Annotated in this window: 15 protein-coding genes; all 15 read right to left on the bottom strand. The window is 54.3% G+C overall.

All coding sequences use genetic code 11. The features are described from left to right. Positions 1-124: 124 nt before the first annotated feature. Positions 125-1,624, bottom strand: coding sequence for a DHA2 family efflux MFS transporter permease subunit (locus tag RJP21_RS02810; protein ID WP_310858002.1), 1,500 nt, complete (start codon positions 1,622-1,624; stop codon positions 125-127). 37 nt (positions 1,625-1,661) lie between these two features. After that, positions 1,662-2,288: a TetR/AcrR family transcriptional regulator gene (locus RJP21_RS02805; protein WP_310858001.1), complete on the bottom strand. Its 627-nt coding sequence runs from the start codon at positions 2,286-2,288 to the stop codon at positions 1,662-1,664. A gap of 109 nt (positions 2,289-2,397) precedes the next feature. Further along, positions 2,398-4,059, bottom strand: a complete 1,662-nt coding sequence (gene metG / locus RJP21_RS02800) for a methionine--tRNA ligase (RefSeq protein WP_310858000.1) — start codon at positions 4,057-4,059, stop codon at positions 2,398-2,400. A gap of 408 nt (positions 4,060-4,467) precedes the next feature. Continuing rightward, positions 4,468-5,127 (bottom strand): response regulator, encoded by a 660-nt coding sequence (locus tag RJP21_RS02795; RefSeq protein WP_310857999.1) that lies wholly within the window; start codon positions 5,125-5,127, stop codon positions 4,468-4,470. Beyond that, positions 5,105-7,480, bottom strand: coding sequence for a sensor histidine kinase (locus tag RJP21_RS02790; protein WP_310857998.1), 2,376 nt, complete (start codon positions 7,478-7,480; stop codon positions 5,105-5,107). Before RJP21_RS02790 ends, RJP21_RS02795 begins: the two co-directional genes overlap by 23 nt. Positions 7,481-7,533: 53 nt before the next feature. After that, entirely contained in the window at positions 7,534-7,707 is a 174-nt protein-coding gene (comX, locus tag RJP21_RS02785; protein ID WP_160038786.1) for a competence pheromone ComX, read from the bottom strand. Between the two features lie 167 nt (positions 7,708-7,874). Beyond that, positions 7,875-8,795 carry a polyprenyl synthetase family protein gene (locus RJP21_RS02780; protein ID WP_310857997.1) on the bottom strand — a complete coding sequence of 307 codons (921 nt, stop codon included), beginning with the start codon at positions 8,793-8,795 and terminating at the stop codon, positions 7,875-7,877. A gap of 222 nt (positions 8,796-9,017) precedes the next feature. Then, positions 9,018-9,809: a hypothetical protein gene (locus RJP21_RS02775; RefSeq protein WP_310857996.1), complete on the bottom strand. Its 792-nt coding sequence runs from the start codon at positions 9,807-9,809 to the stop codon at positions 9,018-9,020. 16 nt (positions 9,810-9,825) lie between these two features. After that, the gene (locus RJP21_RS02770) at positions 9,826-10,653 is read right to left on the bottom strand and encodes a SagB/ThcOx family dehydrogenase (protein WP_310857995.1); all 828 of its coding nucleotides are present in this window, start codon (positions 10,651-10,653) and stop codon (positions 9,826-9,828) included. Further along, positions 10,637-11,551, bottom strand: a complete 915-nt coding sequence (locus RJP21_RS02765; protein ID WP_310857994.1) for a thiopeptide-type bacteriocin biosynthesis protein — start codon at positions 11,549-11,551, stop codon at positions 10,637-10,639. The genes RJP21_RS02770 and RJP21_RS02765 overlap by 17 nt, the downstream gene beginning before the upstream one ends. Before the next feature lie 16 nt (positions 11,552-11,567). Beyond that, positions 11,568-13,505, bottom strand: a complete 1,938-nt coding sequence (locus RJP21_RS02760; protein ID WP_310857993.1) for a TOMM precursor leader peptide-binding protein — start codon at positions 13,503-13,505, stop codon at positions 11,568-11,570. After that, positions 13,502-14,836 carry a hypothetical protein gene (locus RJP21_RS02755; RefSeq protein WP_310857992.1) on the bottom strand — a complete coding sequence of 445 codons (1,335 nt, stop codon included), beginning with the start codon at positions 14,834-14,836 and terminating at the stop codon, positions 13,502-13,504. Before RJP21_RS02755 ends, RJP21_RS02760 begins: the two co-directional genes overlap by 4 nt. Continuing rightward, a complete protein-coding gene (locus RJP21_RS02750; protein ID WP_310857991.1) occupies positions 14,817-15,917 on the bottom strand; it encodes a hypothetical protein in 1,101 nt (366 codons plus the stop codon). Before RJP21_RS02750 ends, RJP21_RS02755 begins: the two co-directional genes overlap by 20 nt. Then, entirely contained in the window at positions 15,898-18,477 is a 2,580-nt protein-coding gene (locus RJP21_RS02745; protein ID WP_310857990.1) for a lantibiotic dehydratase, read from the bottom strand. Before RJP21_RS02745 ends, RJP21_RS02750 begins: the two co-directional genes overlap by 20 nt. Next, the gene (locus RJP21_RS02740; protein ID WP_310857989.1) at positions 18,449-19,639 is read right to left on the bottom strand and encodes a M20 metallopeptidase family protein; all 1,191 of its coding nucleotides are present in this window, start codon (positions 19,637-19,639) and stop codon (positions 18,449-18,451) included. Before RJP21_RS02740 ends, RJP21_RS02745 begins: the two co-directional genes overlap by 29 nt. Positions 19,640-19,641: the final 2 nt, after the last annotated feature.

The following is a 19,641-nucleotide window of genomic DNA, read 5'->3' as shown; positions in this document are numbered from 1 at the left end:
GATGGGCTTACCGTCAGCCGGAAAGCACCGGCGAATGCCCATGGAGGAAAAAAGCCTGAAGCCAAGTTCCGGCAAGAACGGGCTTCAGGCTCTTTTTTGAAGGTGGTACAGGGGCCAAGCGGAATCAGTGGCCGATCATAAGCGACGGATCCGGCTTGGTTTCGCCTTCCGGCTCCGATCCCACGGCCATTTCCTTCGGCTTCCGCAAAATGAGGCAGACCGCGACGCCGACAACGGCCATCCAGGCCGACAGCAAAAAGACGTCGCCGAACCCGAGCACCGAGGCTTCGAGCGGGTTGCCGCCCTTGCCGGCCGCTGCGACATGATGGTTGATGCGGCTCGTCAAATAGCCGGTCATGCCGGCCACGGCAAAGGACACGACCACCTGCTGCAATGCCGACGTAAGCGGCGTAACGCGGTTGACCCACTGGCGTGGCGCCGCATTCAGCACATGCGTATTCAGCGGCATCATCGACAAGCCCATGCCGAAGCCCATCGCGCCCAGCAGCGGCATAATGACGTACAGCGACGTATCCGCATGGATTCCGCTGAGGAAAAACAGCGATGCGGCAATGATCAGGAGTCCGACAAAGGAAACCGGGCGGGCGCCGTACTTGTCAAAAAACCGGCCGCCGATCGGCATGGCCAGAGCCGAGCAAAGCGCCTGCGGCAGCAGGATCAGGCCGGTCTCAAGCGGCGTGAACTGCCGGATATTTTGCAGGTACAGCGGCACGAACAGCATACAGCCGAACAGCGATGCCTGCATGATCCACGTCAAAATAATGCCGCGCGTAAAATCCGAAGAGCGGAATACCCGCAGCTCGAGCAGCGGATTTTTATGCATCAGTTCCACGATGATAAACAACACGAGCGCAACTCCGCCAATCGCGAGGCCGAGTTCGGCTCCGCGGGAGGACCAGGACACGCTGCCGCCCTCATTGACGCCGTATGCCAGCATGGCAAACGCGATCGGGGCGAGAATAATGCCGAGCAGATCCAGCTGCTTCGCCGCATTGCGGTCTGCCTTCGGCAAATAGGCGATGCCGAGGATGACGGCGACGACGCCGATCGGCACGTTAATGAGGAAAATCCAGCGCCAGTTGGCGTATTCCACGAGCCATCCGGACAATACCGGACCCAGCGCAGGCGCCAGCAGCATCGGCACGCCGAGCATCCCCATGATCGCGCCCCGTCGTTCCGGCGGCGCCAGCTTGAACACCATCGCCATCCCGATCGGCGCGACCATGCCGCCTCCGAGTCCCTGAATGACGCGGTAGATGACCAACTGCGTTGCATCTTGCGCGATCGAGCACAGCGCAGATCCCAAGACGAACAGGACGACCGTCGTCACGAAAACCTGCTTCGCTCCAAACCGGTCGGTCATCCAGCCGGCAAGCGGAATGACGGCCGACAGCGCCAGCGTGTAGCCGGTGATCGCCCACTGGATCGTTTTTAGATCCGTATGAAAGAAGTCAACGAGCTTGGGGACGGCGACATTGACGACCGTGCCGTCCAAAATAACCATAATCATGCCGACGATGATCGCCAGAAGGGGCGGAAGGATCGCTTTCAGCGAAAAAGGGGCCTCTCCTGCGGCGGGATGTCCCGCCATTGGTTTAGACATAGGTTTCTCCACTCATTTCTGTAGTTAGTTTGTTTCTCTATCTCTCGTATTTGTGAAAATAGTGACTGAACAACATGTCGACCTGGGCTTCCAGATCCGGCAGGTGAATCTCCGGCGCGGGCTCTTCCCCGTTGATCCCGAGATAAGAGTTCATAATGACGGGGTAAAACAACGCTCCGTAGAGCTGAGCCATCATGCAACGTATTACCGTTTCATCCGTTTCGCCCGTGATTTCCACCAGCGTATCCATCAGCTTTTCCGTCTTCATGACTTTGCTGTAGCGGACATATTCGTTTTGGGAGCAGAGAATCAGCCGGCTCTGGTCGAGCAGCTCCTTGGCGAGGCCCGGGTACTCCTGAAGATGCTTGATATACCGGCAAAAAAACTGCTTCAGCCGCTCAATCGGCCCCATGGAACGATCGTCAAGCAATGCGAAGGCGTCCTCGAAAGTGCCCACGATGCTTCCGATGGCCTGGGCGATCAGTTTTTCCTTCGAGCCGAAATGGTAGTTGACCAGCGCCAAATTCGCTGCCGCCTTGTCCGCGATTCTGCGCAGCGTGACGCATGCGATTCCTTCCTCCCGGATCAGCTCGACGGTGGCTTTTAACAAGTCTAGTTTTGTATCGGTTCCTGGTGTGTTTACCGAGCTGTCTTCCTTCGTCAATGCGGGTTCCTTCCCCCTTTCCGCACGAATTTAAACAATGTTTAATACATCGTTTAATTTAACCGCCCATGCTTTGATTGTCAATCATTTTTCCTGAGAAAAGTTGTTGTTATTCGAAGCCGTTTCCGCCCGATGTCGGTTTTGCCGATAGACGCTCCATCTCCCATTCGATGCGGGATGCGTCGATTCGTTCGAACAACGGCTCCGGCGGATTCAGCTTACGGCCGGCCGGCACGAAGTCCACCTGCCATGACGGTTCAGGCAGGGACAGAAAATCCCGGATTTTTCGGCAGGAAAAAGGGATAAACGGCGCAAGCAGACAGCTCAAGTTGGCTATGATCTGGATGCAGCTGTGCAGGGTGGCGCCGCAGGTTTCCCGGTTGTCCTTGATCTGCAGCCAAGGCTTTTCTTCATCGAAATATTTATTGGCCTTGCGAACGATGGAAAAAATGTCTTCCAACGCTTCCTTCAGCCAGCCGGCTTCGATGTTGTCTCCGGCGCTTTGGTATAACGCCGACAGCGATTTTTTCCATGGATCCGGAAGCTCTCCTTCCGGCACGATCCCGTCAAACGATTTATGGACGAAAGCAAGCGTCCGCTGCACGAAATTGCCGAATGCGCCCAGCAGCTCGCCGTTATGGCTGTGGATGAATTCCCGCCACGAAAAATCCGCGTCCCGGCGCTCCGGCCCGTTGGCGATCAGGAAATACCGGATGGAATCCGGCTGGTATCTCGCCAGCAGATCCGGAACCCATACGGCCCAGTTGCGGCTGGTCGAAAACTTCTTGCCTTCAAGCGTCAAATGTTCGCAGGACAGGATCCGGTCCGGCAGATGCAGCCCGCCTGCGCCAAGCAAAATAGCCGGCCAAATGAGCGTATGGAACGGGATGTTGTCTTTCCCGTGCACGTAATAGGACGTAATCCTCCCCTCCTCCTCCAGCCAAAACGGCTCCCATCTTTCCCCGGTTTGCGCGGCCCACTGCTTGCTGGCGGACAGATAACCGCTGACGGCCTCGATCCACACGTAAATTTTTTTATCCCCGAACCCCGGCAGCGGCACATCCACGCCCCATGTCAAATCCCGGGTAGCCGCCCGGTCCTGCAGCCCTTCCTTCAAATACCTTTCCGTCGTCTGCACGGCGTTGTCCCGCCAGCCCTCCGCCTGACCGGCATAACGTGACAAAACCTCCTGGAACCGCGACAAGGCCAAATAATAATGCTCCGTCGGCCGCTCCACCGGCTCATTGCCGCACAGCTTGCAGGCCCGTTCCTTAAGATCCGAGGGCTCCAGCAGCGTGGAGCAATGGTCGCATTGGTCTCCCCGCGCCTGCTTGCCGCAAACCGGGCAAATGCCCTCGACGTACCGGTCCGGCAAAAAGCGACCGTCCGTCTCGCAATAGGTTTGCACGACCGTTTTCCGGTATAAATATCCTTGCTCCAACAGCTTCAAAAACAAAGCCTGCACCGTCTCATGATGGGCCTGCCGATCCGTGCGCGTGTACAGGTCATAGCTGAATCCCAGCTTTTCGAAGCATGCCTTGAATTCATCATGATACCGTCCGGCAAAATCCCCCGGCTCCATGCCTTCCTGCGCGGCTTGAACGGCCACCGGCGTTCCATGGCAGTCGCTGCCTGAAACGTACAGCACCTTCTCTCCCTTGGACCGAAAATAACGCGCCAACACGTCCCCGGGCAGCAGGCTGGCCAGCCTCCCCAAATGAAGCGAGCCGTTGGCATAAGGCCAAGCTCCCCCGATAAAAATATGCGCCATCTTATACTCCTCCTTTTTTTGGGGCATCAAAAATACAAAAAAGCCCTCATCCCTTAAGGGACGAGAGCTTGCTAGCCCACGTGTTACCACCCAAATTCATCAATGCCTCGCGGCACTCACCTCGTCAGGTACGCCGCAGCCCATTCGCGGTTATACCTTAGCACGTTAACGGGTGCGGGCTTCCGGCGCAGTCTACATCCCTGAGGCGGGATTCGGTGCGCAGCTCCAAGACCATGTTCCCGCGGGTATTCCCTGCTCCTTTTCAGCTCCCGGAGCTCTCTGCAGAAGGCGTCGCCGCGGTACTCTTCTTTTCATCGCTTTTAGTTGTCGTTTGAAGTTATTGGAAAAATTATACACAGAGGGTGAGGAGTAGTCAACAACAAAAAGCTCATTCCACAAAGCCAGGGATTACACAAATTCCCCATTATGGATCAGACCGAGCCTTTTAGCTTCTACAATCGCCTCGGAGCGCGAACGCACGCCCAGTTTTTCGAAGATCCGGGTCAAATTGTACTCGACTGTGCGTTGGCTCATGAGCAGCTTCGCGGCGATATCCTTGTTGCTGCTGCCCCCCGCAACCTCCTGCAATATTTCCTGCTCCCGTTCATTGATGGACACGTCTTCCATCGTTTTATCGTTGCGGATGGAAGAGAGCCGTACCTCGCTTCGTCGCAGCTGCCTCAAAAGCGAAACAGGTATTACCGCTTCCCCGCGGAGTGCGCAGCGGATCGCATTTAACAGCTGCTCCCGGCTGGCCGTTTTGCTTATGATGCCCGAAACACCGGCTTCCACCAGCAAATTGAAATTCGAGCTGATCTCGTAGCCCGTATAGATAAGAATCCGAAAATCCGGATTGATGCCCATCAATCGTTTGGTAAGCTCCAGACCGCTGATCACCGGAATGTTGAGGTCAAACAGCATGACGTCAAATTCCTGACTTTTGGCTATTTCGAGGGCCTCCGGCGAATGATAGGAAACCGTTACTTCCATATCGGGGTCCTGTTCGATCATCGTTTTCGTACCCTCACATACCGAAGGATGGTCGTCAACTAGCAAAATACGAATCATCGTTCTCTCCTCCTTCTTCACTGTGGGGATTCATCGGCAGCGTCAACTGGACTTCAAAGCCTTTGCCCGGTTCCGAATGAAACGCAATATCCCCGTCAAGGCTGCGGACGCGTTCCTTGATACCCGAAATCCCCATATGTTTGAACGAATCGGTAAGTTCCGTCAACTGAAGCCCGCGGCCGTCATCTTTATAGTAGAAATACAATTCGCCGTCGCGCTGCTCCAGCTCGATCAGGATTTGGGACGCCCTCGCATGCTTGTCGGCGTTTCGCAACAATTCCTGCACGATGCGGTAAACCGCCAAAATTTGCACGTCATTAAGCTCGATGACGGACGGTTCCGCCCGAAGCGTCACGGAATAATTGGAGCGGATCTGCTCCTGCTGAATCAACTGTTCCAGCGCCTCCACGATCCCCATCTCCTTCAAGAGAGGCGGGCGCAGCTCGTTGCAGGTCTGCCTGATCTGATGAATAACGTCGAGAAGTCCTTCTTTGATCTGGTCCAGTTGTTCCAGCAAGCCGTCTTCCATCGGGTAATCCAGCATCAGCGACTCCAGCTTCCGGTACCAGATGAGCTGATCCTGCAAAGCCGCGTCATGCAGATCAGAAGCAAGCCGTCTACGCTCGTTTTCGGAAAGGGTAAAAATCAGGCGGAGCACCCAGGAAGGCGCCTCCTTCTGGCTTTTCATTTCCGTTTCCAGGTTCTCGATCAACCCTTCGATCAAGTACAGGTTTTCGTATACGATCCCGCTGTAATGGGCAATCGTTTTGAGCCAGTTCTTCTCGTCCATGTTAAGGCTCGTATGGTTAACCTTTTCGTCGATCCACAATACGTGCTGCGTCGTTCCGTAATTGCCCGTCACCAGCCCGGTGCCTGCCGGCAGGCGAATCATATCTCCTACCGCCGGCTTATAGCCCAGTTTTTGCAGCGCGGCTTCGATCTCCGGATCAGCGTTCCCGTCTCCCGAAACCGTAGGACGGTCCATGCTTTTATCCTGAACGATTTTAAGGAAAGACACATTCCGAACGGGCAAAATCATGCAGACCTCCCGCTCCAGCAGCTTCTCCAGATCGGAACGTTTCATCACCTTCGAAATCCTCTTGGAAAAGCGGTCGATGCTTCCTTGAAAATCATGGGTTTCCTTAAGAAAATGAGGCCTCAGCCTATAGTCCATAAATTCCTTGGCGAACAAAAACAGCGTAATCATGAAATAGACCAATAGAAAAGTCTGAATCCACTTGACCCAGGTATATTGATTCTGATGCATAATTACAGCCATCAGGCCGATGATGACCAAAGCCGGAATAAAAGAAATCGTCGTATAATAAAAGAAGCGGTTCAGCACAAAGTCGATATCGAACAGCCTTTTTGTAATAAAGAGATAAAAATACACGACCGGAATGGCCACCAGAAAAATCGCCGTCAGCTTTGCCGGGGCAAAGGAAAGGCCGAAAAAACCGGGAATCGCGTCAAACAGCAAAAACGGCAGAAAAGCAACCGTATGTCCGGTTAACGTAAATTTGAAAAGCGATCGGAGTTCCCCGGAACGGTGCTTTATGAATTTGCTAATCAATTTGTAAACGATGACCACATTGGCGTACACGAAAAATGCCAACAGCGCCGTCGTCTCATACGGATGGATCGGGATTCCGGGAATGACGCTCAGCACCATCATCATACCGACCAACGAGGCGAACAGGTAAAAAGCTCTAAGCCCCGTCCTGGTAATAAATCGTTCTTGATAGTTCCGAAGATAGGCTTCCATGAAGTGGATGAAGAAGACCGGTATGCTGGCGAAGCTGATCCCGAGCGTGATTCTTCCGACGGGGTTCAGCAGCCCCGAAGCTGCCGAGCTGAAATAACTTAAACCAATGCTCAGAAAAAACAGGATCAGGAGCTTAGCAGCCCGGTCTTCTTTTTCCTTCTTATATACATACACCGAGAAAATCAGCAGCAGCACCAGAGATAAGCCGGGGATGACCAGATAAAATAACGTGCCGTACGCCGAAACGCCATGATCGACGGGAAACGTAATCGTATATGAAGAACCGTCAGGCGCTTGGCGTTCGATCTCGATATGGTCTGCGCCTACAATGACTCCATACGTCCGGATCGCTTCCGATTGGAGGGGATCGGCTCCGTCCACATTGACCACGATGTCGCCGGGCTTAATGATGCCTTTGCCCCAGCTGTCCGGCTCGATGGCCGTCACGGCCATACGGCCGTCCGCATTCGGTGCGACGTCGATCCCCATGTCCCGTTGGCTTATGATAACGCCTGCCAAATATGCGACCAATACGATAAGTGCAATCCATCCTGCTGCAAGTTTGATGTTATTCGTCCATTTCGACAATGAAGTAGGCCTCCAGATCACTTAATGTTGTATGCGGTAAAGTGGCTGATAATTTAAGCCCAATATGCGCTTTTGCGGAGGGAGTCATCCGGTTTGCGCTCTTGCATGACATCCATGAATGCGCGCTGTTCCAATGCCGACATGCCGGCCAGCTGCAGCTGTCCGTTTTGAATCCGGGCCATAAATTCAGGTTCCGTTACGATTTTACGAATCATTTCTTTCAACATTGTCGTTTCCTCCCAATGGATCAATTTGCTTCCTTTGATTTCAATATATCAAGGCAGCATCCATTGCAAAACGACAACATATCACGTATTTCCCGCAAATCGGTTGCGTGGGAATTGCGGCATCTTTGCGGTACCCGGAACGTGTTTACCGGGTTATACCCGGATGGTTACCGCGCGGCTTCGATCATTAAGTCACGCCATTTCGGGTCCATCTCCATGCCCTCGATGATGTTCAAAAACCGGTAATAGTGGGATCGCATCCGAACGGAAGTATATAATGCGGTGCCTGTCCGCTCCACCACGGCGCAAAACTCCTCTTCGCGATTCAGCACCTCCTCCGGTTTGAGGTGGCCCGCAAAATAGTCCACGATCCAGCGTTCATTCTGTTCTTCCGCAGTAGAAAGCAAAAACAGTACCGGGAGCGTTTTTTTGCGGCGCAAAAAATCATTTTTGTTTCCCCAATCCAGCAAGTCCCTATAATCGTTTTTAATCTGAGCGGCGATGCCGACCTCCCGGGCATATTCGGCCACCCGTTCATCGGCCTGTCCGGTAGCCAAAATGACTCCAATCATGCAGGCGCACACCAATAGGGCCGCCGACTTTTGCTCCACCATCTTCAGATATTCATCCTCGTCGCGGACGGCATTCAGCAGATCCAACGTTTGGCCGTTAATGGCCACCAGCATTTGCCGGTTTAAAAAGGCTCCGGACTCATGCACCCTCTCCAGCGGAAAGTCGCTGTAAAGCAGCGTCTCCTGGGATAAGGTCAAAAAGCCGATGGCGAGGTTTAGCGCAATATCCTTCGAAAGCCGGTGCCAGGGCATTCCTCCATGGTCTTCATCTTGCAAATCGTCGATGATGTCCAGGCCAAGAATCATCAGTTCCACCGCTGCCGCAGCCTTGTAGACGGCGTCGCCTTCCCCGCCGAACATCCGGTAATGCAAAACGGTCATTTTGCCGAATAATAGGGATTCGGCTTGCTTCACCCGCAAAGACGCCAAAGCAGCCTCAAGCAGCATTTCCACTCTAAAAAACGCCTTTGCTTGGCCTTCCAATTCGGACATGATTCTGGGTTCAAATTGCTCCACGAACTCCCCTCCCGAAATTTCGCAGTTTCCACCAATATTTAACTCTTATTTTAATGGATGCTAGAATCCGTTTCCATAGTTTTCCTAAAACAACCCCGCAAAGTGGGGCCTTGGTTCCGAAGCTGATTCAGATACTTTGCGGGGAGTCCCGAAATTGATAAACCCTGTTATGTTGAAAAAAAAGCATCTGCAGGCCTTGGATCGGCCGGCAGACGCTTTTATTCAGCTTATTAGGCAATGACAGCGGGAATAACGCGGGGTGATCAAACTCGTAAAACCGATCTCCTGATCGCGAAGCAGCATTTTCCGCTCATGGACGGTAGAGAGCAATGTAATGTATGAACTGTAGTGGTCGATCAGCGATTTGAGGAACTCCTCTTCGAGGAGCTGTCCGGCAGGCACCGACAAAGGACTCGACCAACGGATATGATAAGCTTCGAGCTTGCGGACCATGCAGTCCAGGCAAAAGGTTGGGTGAGTGACGTACATCGGTCCAATCTCGGCGATCCGGCCCTGCATGACACGGCACAGAAACAGGGTATCTCCCCGCTTGGTATCCATCTCCTGCTTCAGCTGCCGAAGCTGTCCGGGCTCGCGGTACAAGACCAGATAGTTTCTCGGAGCGTTAGTGTCTTTAGGCGACGGGGTCTGCCACAACCGAAAGTCCAAGTCCAAGTCCGCGTCCTCGTATACGATAACGGCAAACTCCGACCGCAAATATTCCCTGGCGACGACCAGCGACAATGAATAAAGATCCACGTCCGGGCCAACCTGCGCAAAGAACCGTTTGAACCTTTCCAGCCCTTCCGAGCGGACCCGGTCCACCAAAATCCCTTTATGGTACAAGTTTTGGACCCCCTGGGCGCCCGCAGGCAGGTCTTGATTCTCCAATATCCGCTTCAGCTTCTCGGGTTCTTGATGGGGAATCGTGTAAAGCGGATGGTCGCGGCGGTAACGGTTCATGACCCGCAAAGTCTTTTCGGCCGGCTCAAGTTCGAAAAAGGCGTTAATCACGGAATATCCTCCTCCTTTACCCCAGCAGCATGGCATACACGCAGTGCTGGTATTTTTGTTCACGCACCTGCAGCATTTCCTCTACCTTATCGGCAAAAAAGCCGCAGATGGGCAGCGTTCGTTTATCGAGCGCGGTACTGATCAGTTGGATGTTCTGGGCGATGTGGCCTGCCTCGATCAATGCAAGCTTGTAAGACAACCGCCCATATTTCCGGAAACTGTACTGCAGGTCTGCAATGAAAAACAGCAAAATCGAAACGCCTTCCAGCACGGAACTGCGGGCATCCGTTTTGTAAAGCGTCATCGGAAGCATCCGTTCAAGCTCGCCTATTTCAAGAGAACCCCGATATCGATAAAGCTCCTGCTGTACCGGCGCGTAATAGTACACGCCTTCCTCCAGCCCTTCCACGCCGCGGATATACATGTACAGCTTAATCGGATACATGGCGCCGCCCGAGGGATATGTACGCATCGCAATCACTTCTTCCGTTCCCCGGCTGCCCATATGTCGGTGAGTATCGCGGATTCCCGCCGACCAGGTCAACAAAGCGTTCACGTCGGATAAGGTCCACGTCTGCCCCATGCCGTTAATAAAGGTTGATCTTCGTTTAAGCAGCAGCCGGGCCAATTCGGCCTCCGCGTTTTCGGGAAACGCCGCTCCCCGCTCCAGCTCAATTTTCTCCAAATATTCAGGCAGGGGCACTTCATGCTTGGAAAAAACGTAATCGTCCAGCGGCCGCTGGTTAAACCGCCATGCGACGGACCGCGGTTCCTGACTAGCCAGCTCCTCGAACAGCACGTCGTAATCATAAAATTCGGAAAGCTCGTTATGAGACGGTTGCATTTACGTTCGCCTCCTGACCGGTATGGAGTCTCCATAAAACCTCATAAAGCGCGTATTCATATTCCGGGCCCATCCCGAGACGGTTGTTCAGCATATGAAGATGGGAATAGAATATCGACCTGACCTTTTGACCGTCTTCGATCGCATCCGCAATCGCAGCGCAGCCGGCAATCAGCCTTTCGCGTAACCTGACGTACTCCTCATCCGAATGAATCAGGCGGGAGGCCGCTTCTTTCAGCCGGGAATAATCCTTCCCTGCTTGAACGAAACGGTCCGGAATCGACATCCGTTCAAATCGATAGAGGCGTTTCCAGCTGTCCGCGCTTTTGCGGTAATAGGAAACCACGCCGCCAAGCCGGACGTTCCCGGCGAAAAAGAGATTCGCCAAATCCTCCACGGCCGCCATGGCTACCAAAAAACGGGCCGTAAACGAAGATTGCTGCGTAAGGCGGAGAAGCCGAACCGCGATCCTGCTCGATTCAAGAAAAAGCGTCTCCGTCAACGGCATCAGCTGCACCCCGCCGTACCGCTCGTATTCCGGCTCATAAGGCTTTGCCACGATGTCCCCTTCCTCGTACCAGCCCATTTGATCAAGCGTCAACGGCACTCCGTCGAATTGATGATTGCGGAAGTACTCCTGCTTGGTGAGCCGGCGGCTGGCGGGATGCAGCCGTATCCACGATTTGGCCTTTTCAAACAGTTCTTCCGCATCCCGCCCTTCCGGACCGAGATAACGGATGCGGATATGCGGTCCGTCCTCCCAATATCTGAGAAAAAACCATTTTGAAATGTTCCCTTCAGCCATCCATCTCTCCATAAGATCGGCAAGCAGCAGGATAAGTCCGTCGTACATGGCGTAATTTTGATAATAAATCCGATAACTTTTCCAGGTTTCCATGGAATATCTCCTCCTTTCAAGGAAAAGGATGCGGCTCAGGATTCACTTCAAACTCCCCGCCAAAGCCCCGCCGTATTCGCTCGCGGCTTAGCCGCTCAGGAATAACGCGCCGATGCTGGTGACCGAAAGTCATTGGGAGCATGCCGGGCACAAGCACCTTGGCTGCATAAAGGCCGAAGCCTGCAACCTCGCCTGGCGTCACGTCTGCCACGTATATATTTTCGTAATGCTGAAGCACTTCCGACGCCAATTGCTCCAAATCCTCCGCCAAATCCTCATGGGTAAAGCGGGAACTTTCATAGAATATTTCCCTATACGCTTGCCGGACCGGAAGTTTGACGGATGCGTCCCGGTTCAACAAGAACCCCAGACCGTTCCTGCAGTTTTCCTCGCTTGCATAATAAAGCACATGGTCCTCAAATTCCGTTACGGCTCCCGGCCGGCCTACCAGCTGCCGCACCCGCTCGCGCATCGCGTCATCCCGGCGCAGCGCATCTTCATAAATCGGAAGCGACGTAATGACCTCCATGGCGGCCGATTCAATGGCTTTTTCCGGAATAAAATGGGCCGCCGCCGCATTATAGGCTTTCATGAGCGCATTCTTTCGTGTATCGTAGGCCACGGCCCATACGCTCGGCACCCGCAGCTCCATCGTAATATCGAAAAATCGGACTTGAATCCCTTCCAGCTCCAGAAAGTAAAGGATCTGTTTCAACTCGTCCAGGCCGGTATCCTCGATGTCGAGCTCCTGCAACGGAAGCCGGTTGTACCAGGCGCAGAGGAAATGATCCCGTTCGATCAGTTCGAACAATCCGTGAAGCACCGCTTCTTCACGGGAGCTTCCTAGCGCGAGTCCGTTCGAGCTGTCATACACAAACCGATTGGTCTGGTCTCTGAAATGCCCGTCGGCGTAATAAACGAGCTGCTCGGGAACAAGCACCTCCCGTCTCTCCTTCATCGAATAGGCAGGCGTCCAGTAAATAGGCAGTTCCTCCGTATAATGTTTCAGCCGGAATTCCGGATGTTTAAGATCCGCTTCGGTATGCAAGCCGAAATCCACCGGATTCACCGCCATGGCGCGCACTTGGGCATAGCTTTTCTTCTCGGCCGAAGGCGCTTCGCGAGCGCACATGCCGCAATACCGCTCGACAGCCTCCAGAACTGCCACCTTCTCGGCATCCGTCCGACGATAGGCTCTTCCGAACCCGGTCTCAACATATGCCGGATTCACCCGAATTTCGACGCCGCCTGCTTCGATCATGGAAGAGCGAAGCTCACGATAGCTGTGCGTCGCCGTTCCGCTGTCCCTGTCGAACCAACGCTTTAGGATCGCGCCGGTATCCGGGCCGGAATTCAGGCGGTATATTCGGGGATCAGGTTTAAATCCGCTTTGAAAACCATGGATGAATGGAATTTCACGCTTTACGTCCGGCGAGCATATAGGACAATATCCGCTTCGGCTCAACACATAGGAATCGGCCCGCAATGCATCAAACTGGATATGCTCCACCCGCTGGCCATAACGTGTAAGCAGTTCTCCCGAAAGCTGAAATGCCTCCATCATATCCACGACAAATTCCGCCGCTTGGGGATGCGGCGAAGACAGGCTCGGCTCCCCGTATGCAAGCGAGACGATATTTTCCCGGCCGTTTGCCTGCAGCCTATGCTTCAAGCAGGCGAAGCATACGCCGGACCGATCTGCGACAAACGGGCCTACCAGGAGCGTATTCAGCAGTTGATGATAGAAAAATACGCCCCCGGCATGCAGCGGAGCCGGTTGAAAAAACGGCGCGAAGTCCTCTTCCTTGAGGCCATCCGAAATGACGTGAAGGGTCATCTCCGGCTTGCCGGTCCTCTCGCGGGTCAGTCGGTACAACATGCCGCGGCGGTCCATCTCGCCCAGGACTTGCCGGAGCAGCATGCCGCCCGTATCGTATAGCAGCAGCTCTTTCATGCTTGCTTCCCTCCTTTGCGGCGCAATTGAATCACGGATATCCCGCTGTCTTTAAGCAGCGGAATCCGCATCGCCCTTACCTCATACATGCGGGTGATCAGCCGGTACAGATCCTCCGCCCGGCAAATCTCCGGACGGCTCAGGTTAACGGCGTTTTGCGTTTCGATCATCCGGAAACGATCCGGACCCGCGGCGCGGATTCCGTTCTGGCGGACTAAGGCATAATAACGGATCAGCGCATCCTCAATCGCCCGTTCGGACGTGGTGCCGTATACCCTATCCGTCCACGGCTCCTCCTTCGTGCCCGCGGCCGCGCTCCACAGCGAAGTTCCAGGAATATGGTCCACATGAAGATACAGCTGTGCCTTCTCCTTTACGAAGCGGTTGATCATGGCATCAATTCGCCGCCCATTCGGGATGAGTCCTGCATAAGGAATGACCTGTCTTTCCACCGGCCCCTGCTCCAATGCATCGTTTGTCATGAGAAATTGGGCGAGCCGATGGAGCCCATGCCGGGATCCGGCGGCCACCAACCAGGCTGCCTCCGGATCCATCCTCTCCAAGCGCAGTTCCAGATTGCGGCAGGATGCGTATACGATCTGCTCCGCGCCCGATTCCCCGGAAAAGAAACTTCCGTCCTCCGCATTCGCCAATTTGTAAGGCACCTGAATCCATTCATTCCGGCGGAATAGAAAGCTCGTAATGATGCGGCTTTCGAGGCGCTCCATCGCATCGATCATTCCGGTCCATTCGAAACGGTCCTCTTCGGCCAACCGTTCCCGCAAATCAAATTCCTCCAATGCATAGTCGCTTAACAGTTCTTTTTCTTCCGCGATCCGTTTGGCATCCTTGGCAATCACAAGAACCGTCTTGGCTTCTTCATTTCCTGCATCCCCCGCATGGGCCCGGCTTGCGGCTGCCATATGCCCTGCGTAAATGTCGAGCAAGAAATCGTCCTTTTCCTGCGGGCCGGCTTCGGCAGCTGCCATCAGCTCCGCATAGTTTTGTGGAGTCACGTTTCGGAACAACACCGACGTTGCTTCGTCAAGGTGCAGCATCTGCCACTCGCCGGAAGCCGGGGGAAGCGCCGTTTCCAATATTCTGGTTTCAGCCGCGGCAGGGGCCAATGGCTGGACGGGGCTCCCGGATGCTTTCCTTTTTAGGAGACGGTCCGCCAAGGTCTGGTCGATTTCGGCCATTCCGCCCGGCTTGCCGCCAAGCACGGCCTCTTCCAATATCCGCTTGGTCTCCGGGGGCATTTGCAGGCGGTGAAGCCCCTTCTTTTCATACACATAAAGCCGGTCTTCCTTCTTAATCAGCCAGTTTGCCATAATCGGTATCACCTGCCATCTTCATTTCCAAATAACGATATGCAGCCCGCCAGTCCATGTCGAAGCCGCTCTCCACGCATTCCGCCACCAGTCCCGTAATCCGCTGCCTCCGCAGCGAAGACATGCCCAATAGCGGCATCAGCGAATACAAGGCGGAAGCCACGAACCGGTATACAATAAATCCTTTATCGCGGTAATGCTGCAAAAATTGCGGATTCGAATAAAATGTCCGGTGAAATTCGCTCGCCTCGTCATGACGCTCAAAAAAATCATCGCCATGCGTCAGCTTCTCCACCTCCAGCTCCCCCTCGTCATAAGCCTGCGCCAGCATCGCCGAAAGCGAATGGACGAAGATCTTGAACCGCCCGAAGAGGAACTCCCGCTCAAAGATGCCGTTCGAAAATTTCCGAACCCCCTCTGCGATAAATTCTTCTTCGGCTTCCGTCCGGCCCAGCAGCGCTGCCCGGATTTTCGCTTCGATGTCGGGCTTCTTTTTCATGGCTTCGATCTGGGTTTTAAAGTACTCGAAATTCGAACGCAGGGATAAGTAGCCGATTTTGAGCCCTCCCGGACTGCCGCTGCCCGTAATGAGAAATATTTTGGCGAATTCAACGTTTTGCCTGTCTTCTGAAAGCTTGTTCCAATCCTCGTAAATGTCCGCGAGCAGCTGGCTTTTCAGCAGCTCCATCCCGTAATTAATTCTGGGGCTGCACAGCGGATTGCCGCCCGTCAGCCGCTCTTCCTCTCTCACAACCACTTCGCCGTCGCGGCGCAAGGGCAAATAATCGCCGGAGTACCCCTCCATGCCGGCAAGCTTATGAAGCATCTTCTCGTATTTTTCATATTCCTCCGCACTGCGCGGTTTGGCATAACGTTCCGCGGTCCGCCGGATCATCCGTTCAAGTCCGTGGTCGGCCTCGGACACGGGGAGCGTCGTTTTGACATGGAAGCCGTTCACCCAGCTTTTTTGCAATATGGCATTTTTCAGGCTCCCCGCCTGGATATACCGGACAATACCTCGAAGCAATGACGCCGACGCCTCGCTGTCGTACAAAAAGCAGCTAATGGTTCGCAGCCGCATCGCCGTACACCTCCCCGCAAGTAATTTCGTAAGTGTACTCCCTGACGCACTCCTGTTTCGGATCCGCCTCGGGAAACTCTTCTTCGAGCATCAAGTAGCCGGTCTTACCCGCCAGCTGAACCAGCAGATGGAACAACAATGGCGATGAGAGGTTAATGAATTGCGGCTTGCGTTCTCCCCCTTCCGTGACTTTCTCCATCTCCGTCATGAATGCGCGGACATAAAACCGGCTCGGCACGCCATGTTCCTCCATGAAATCAAGCACCCGCTTCCAGGAGCCGAACCGATCCTTTTCTTTATACAGCTCGAGCAAAGTTCTGGCAGGAATCAGCCATTTGGCGCGGGAAACGATTAACTCGGAATCACCGAAGCTGATCCGCGGTACGCGAATGATTGCGTCATCATGCTCCTTCCGCTCTTTCAGACGTTCGCGAATGACCAATTCCCCAAGGTCAAAATAACTCGTTCCATGGGAAGACAGCACGTCAAAAGTGGTTAAAATAGCCGGTGCGGCGACCAGGACGAGCGTTCCCAAAAATTGCGGGCGCACAACCTCTCCGGTCTCCTTCTCAAAAAACTCCACGCTCCCTGTCGAAGCATTGTATCTCAGGCCCAAATCCAGCCAGGAAAGGAACCGCTCGGACTCCGTCATCGATTGGATCGGCAGCGCGATCTCCCTTTCAACCGTTTTCCGGCGGATGTTTGCGTTAAAGCCGAACGTGTTGCGTATATCCGCCACCCGGTTGCCGTCGAAGCATTCGCTCAGGTATTCGCCGTACGCGGCTCCCGTATCTTTCAAATATTTGAGGAATCTCGCAAAATAGATCGAGAAGCCTTTATACATATGGTTAACGACCATACGTTCACCGTCTTCCTGCACGAAAAAGGAATGGGAAAGCAGCCGTTCGCCGAGCACCTTCTCGATTTGCCGCAGCCACCCGGAAATGCAGTCGTCCGGAATGACGATCTCCTGTCGATCCGCTGCCCCTGCCAGAAAGGAAGCCAGCTCCCCGGCAATGTCATGCAGGCGACGGATACGCGGATGCATATATGCTTTGTTCCAGTTAAAAAAGCCGTAGGTCTCTTTCATTAGTTCCGTATCCGAAAAGATCACTTGGGCCATATCCCTGAGCACTCTCGAAGCTTCCTGCGAATTGCTTGGCACATAGGATCTGCCGTAACGCTGCCGGAAAAATTCGCCTGCGGCAAACTGCATTTTGACGACTGTATCAAAGCACATCATCAGCCATTGATATTGCGACAGCCGATTCAGCTTATGCTGCTGCTCGCGATAGCTGCGAGCGGTCACCTTTTCGTCGATGCCGTCAATATACAGCATGCTCCGCCGCGGCATCGGATCCATGCCGAACATCGCGGACAATTCCTCAAGCGCTTCATACAGCCGTTCCGCTTTGGTACGGTCGAAGGACATCTCCAGTTCTGCGGTCAGCTTGCGCAATTGCCGAAACGCGTTCAGGCACGGGTGTACGATGCCGTAATGCTCAAGCTTACGGATGAGTTCGGCCAACAGCTCGCCGGATTGCTCGTTGAGCACATCGGTACGTTCAAGAACGCCGCTTCCGATCAGGTGGCGAAGCGTGCCGTCCGCCTGATCCCCTTCAATGCCAAGGCCGGTAAGGGTTGATTTCAATTCGTCGTACGACAACGATCCGCGATCCGTCAATTTGCCGAAAAGAGCCCTGAGAGCTTCGCCCGAACGCAGCGTCACAAGACCCTGTCTGGATTTGTAAAGCTGCCGCTCCCCCTTCGCATTTTGCAGCACCGTAATGTAATATTTGCCTTCCAGCTCCACGCATGTGGCGTTCAGCCGGTAATGCAGCCGGGACATAAGCTCGGGCTCCAGGCACAACCTGTCGAATGCTTGAAGGATCAGCGAATCATTGATCCGGGGATACAATTTTTTGCAGCCCTCTTTACCCGCGCCGTCGAAGCTGCCCATCCCGGAGTACGTCAAATTGGCGAAAGGGCTCGTCTTCATGCTGGCCCGGGTTAAAAATTTGATTAAGGTATAGTCGAGCTTTCTCAAGCTGCGGTCATGCTGCTCCACCGGCGTCTGCAAATATTTTTCCAATTTAGGCACGATGGCGCTGTTCATGAACATGACGGCATCGCGCAATTCCGAATCTTCCCGGTAGACGTCATGCAGCCATTTCCGGTCGGCACAGGAAAGCGCGCCAAATTCTTCTTCGATCCCGGCCATATCGGACTGAGCAGCTTCACGGGCGGCAAACACGCCCTCCACCTCTTCCCGCAAGCCTGCAGGGAACCAATGCTTTACCCGCTCGTAGCGGCCCCGGGCCGAAGGCCGGGCGTTAAAGAAATCACGTTTGAAGCGAATCGCTTCCATGCGGTCTTGATCCTCCGTAATGCCGGCGATCGCATGCTCCATTTCTTCGGTGACTTCTTTTGCCCGGGGTTCAAGCCGGGTTGCCCGCGCTTTGGCTTCCGCATACCTTTCCGCCAAATCGCCTAAATAGTGGGAGACCCGCTGCAGCGGAAAGTGGGTTTCCCTATAGATATAAAGGGGGGATACTTTCATCGTTTTCACTCCCGTTTTCGAAAAGTCGTGTTCTTTCGGCCCGTTCCCCGGCCTGTTCGAACATCCGGACAACCGCCCGCAGGCTTTCATATCCGTACAGAAGGGCCTCCTCGCCAATATCGAACGACGCCGTATGCACCGCGTTATGCTCCCTTGCATAGGCGCCTATAAAGAAATAACAGGTCCGAAGGCCCGGCAGATCCCTGGCATAGAAAGCAAAATCATCGCTTGAGAACAAAAACGGCGAGTTTAACACCGACTCCTGACCGAATCTTTTGCCGAGCAAGCCCCGGATCCGTTCCGCCAATTTAGGGTCATTGGCATACGCAGGATACTCCGAGACGACCCGGTTCCACAAAACGCCGCGGACGGAACCGTTGTGCTGCATCCGGTGGAGCAGCTGGCCGTATCCGCTGCGGTTCGCCTCTTCATCCGCCGAACGGAACGATAGGAAAAACGTTATCCGGTCAGGAACCGCATTATAGTAGCCGTTCGTTTCGATATGCGTAACTTTGCAGATCCGGCGCTCATCGTTATATTCCCGCTGGAACGCATGGACTTCGGCCAACAGCTCCATAAAATCCTGCTGATCCGCCGCATGGCCGGAGGCGAGCTCCAGCCCGATCTCGGCCGTCAGAGCGCCGGCAAGCGCCGTGCCGCCCCGCAGCGCAAAGTATCCCGGATACAAATCGGGCGTGACATGGACCGCGAACATATAGCCGATATTCCGGCCCCGGAGGAGCGGAACAAGCTCCCGCGCGCCTCCCAGCACTTCCTCGGCCGCCTGAAAGATGAAGACAAGATTTCTGCGGGGGGCGGTTTCATCCGCCCATCGCAGCAGCTGCAATAAAATGGACATGTGGGCATCGTGGCCGCAAGCATGATTCATGCCGGCATGGCGGCTTCTATATTCGAGCTCCTTATCGTCCCGGATCGGCAGTCCGTCCAGCTCGGCCCGAAACGCTACGGCCGGAAGCTTCGACCCGCCGTCATAAGATGCGATCAAGCCTTTGTCGGAATGATGGTCGATACGAATCCGCCGGGTATGCTGCCGGATGTAATTCTCGACATAAGCCCGCGTTTTGATTTCCTTCCCTGCCGGCTCCGGAATCCGGTGGAGTTCTCTCCGAATTCTTCGCAGTTCTTCGAATACGTCCGGCATGG

The organism is Paenibacillus sp. VCA1 (genome assembly GCF_031583795.1).
GTDB classification, from domain to species: Bacteria; Bacillota; Bacilli; order Paenibacillales; family Paenibacillaceae; genus Paenibacillus_AQ; species Paenibacillus_AQ albilobatus.
The sequence above is the reverse complement of the archived record's forward strand: the minus strand, read 5'-3'. Positions and strand labels throughout refer to the sequence as shown.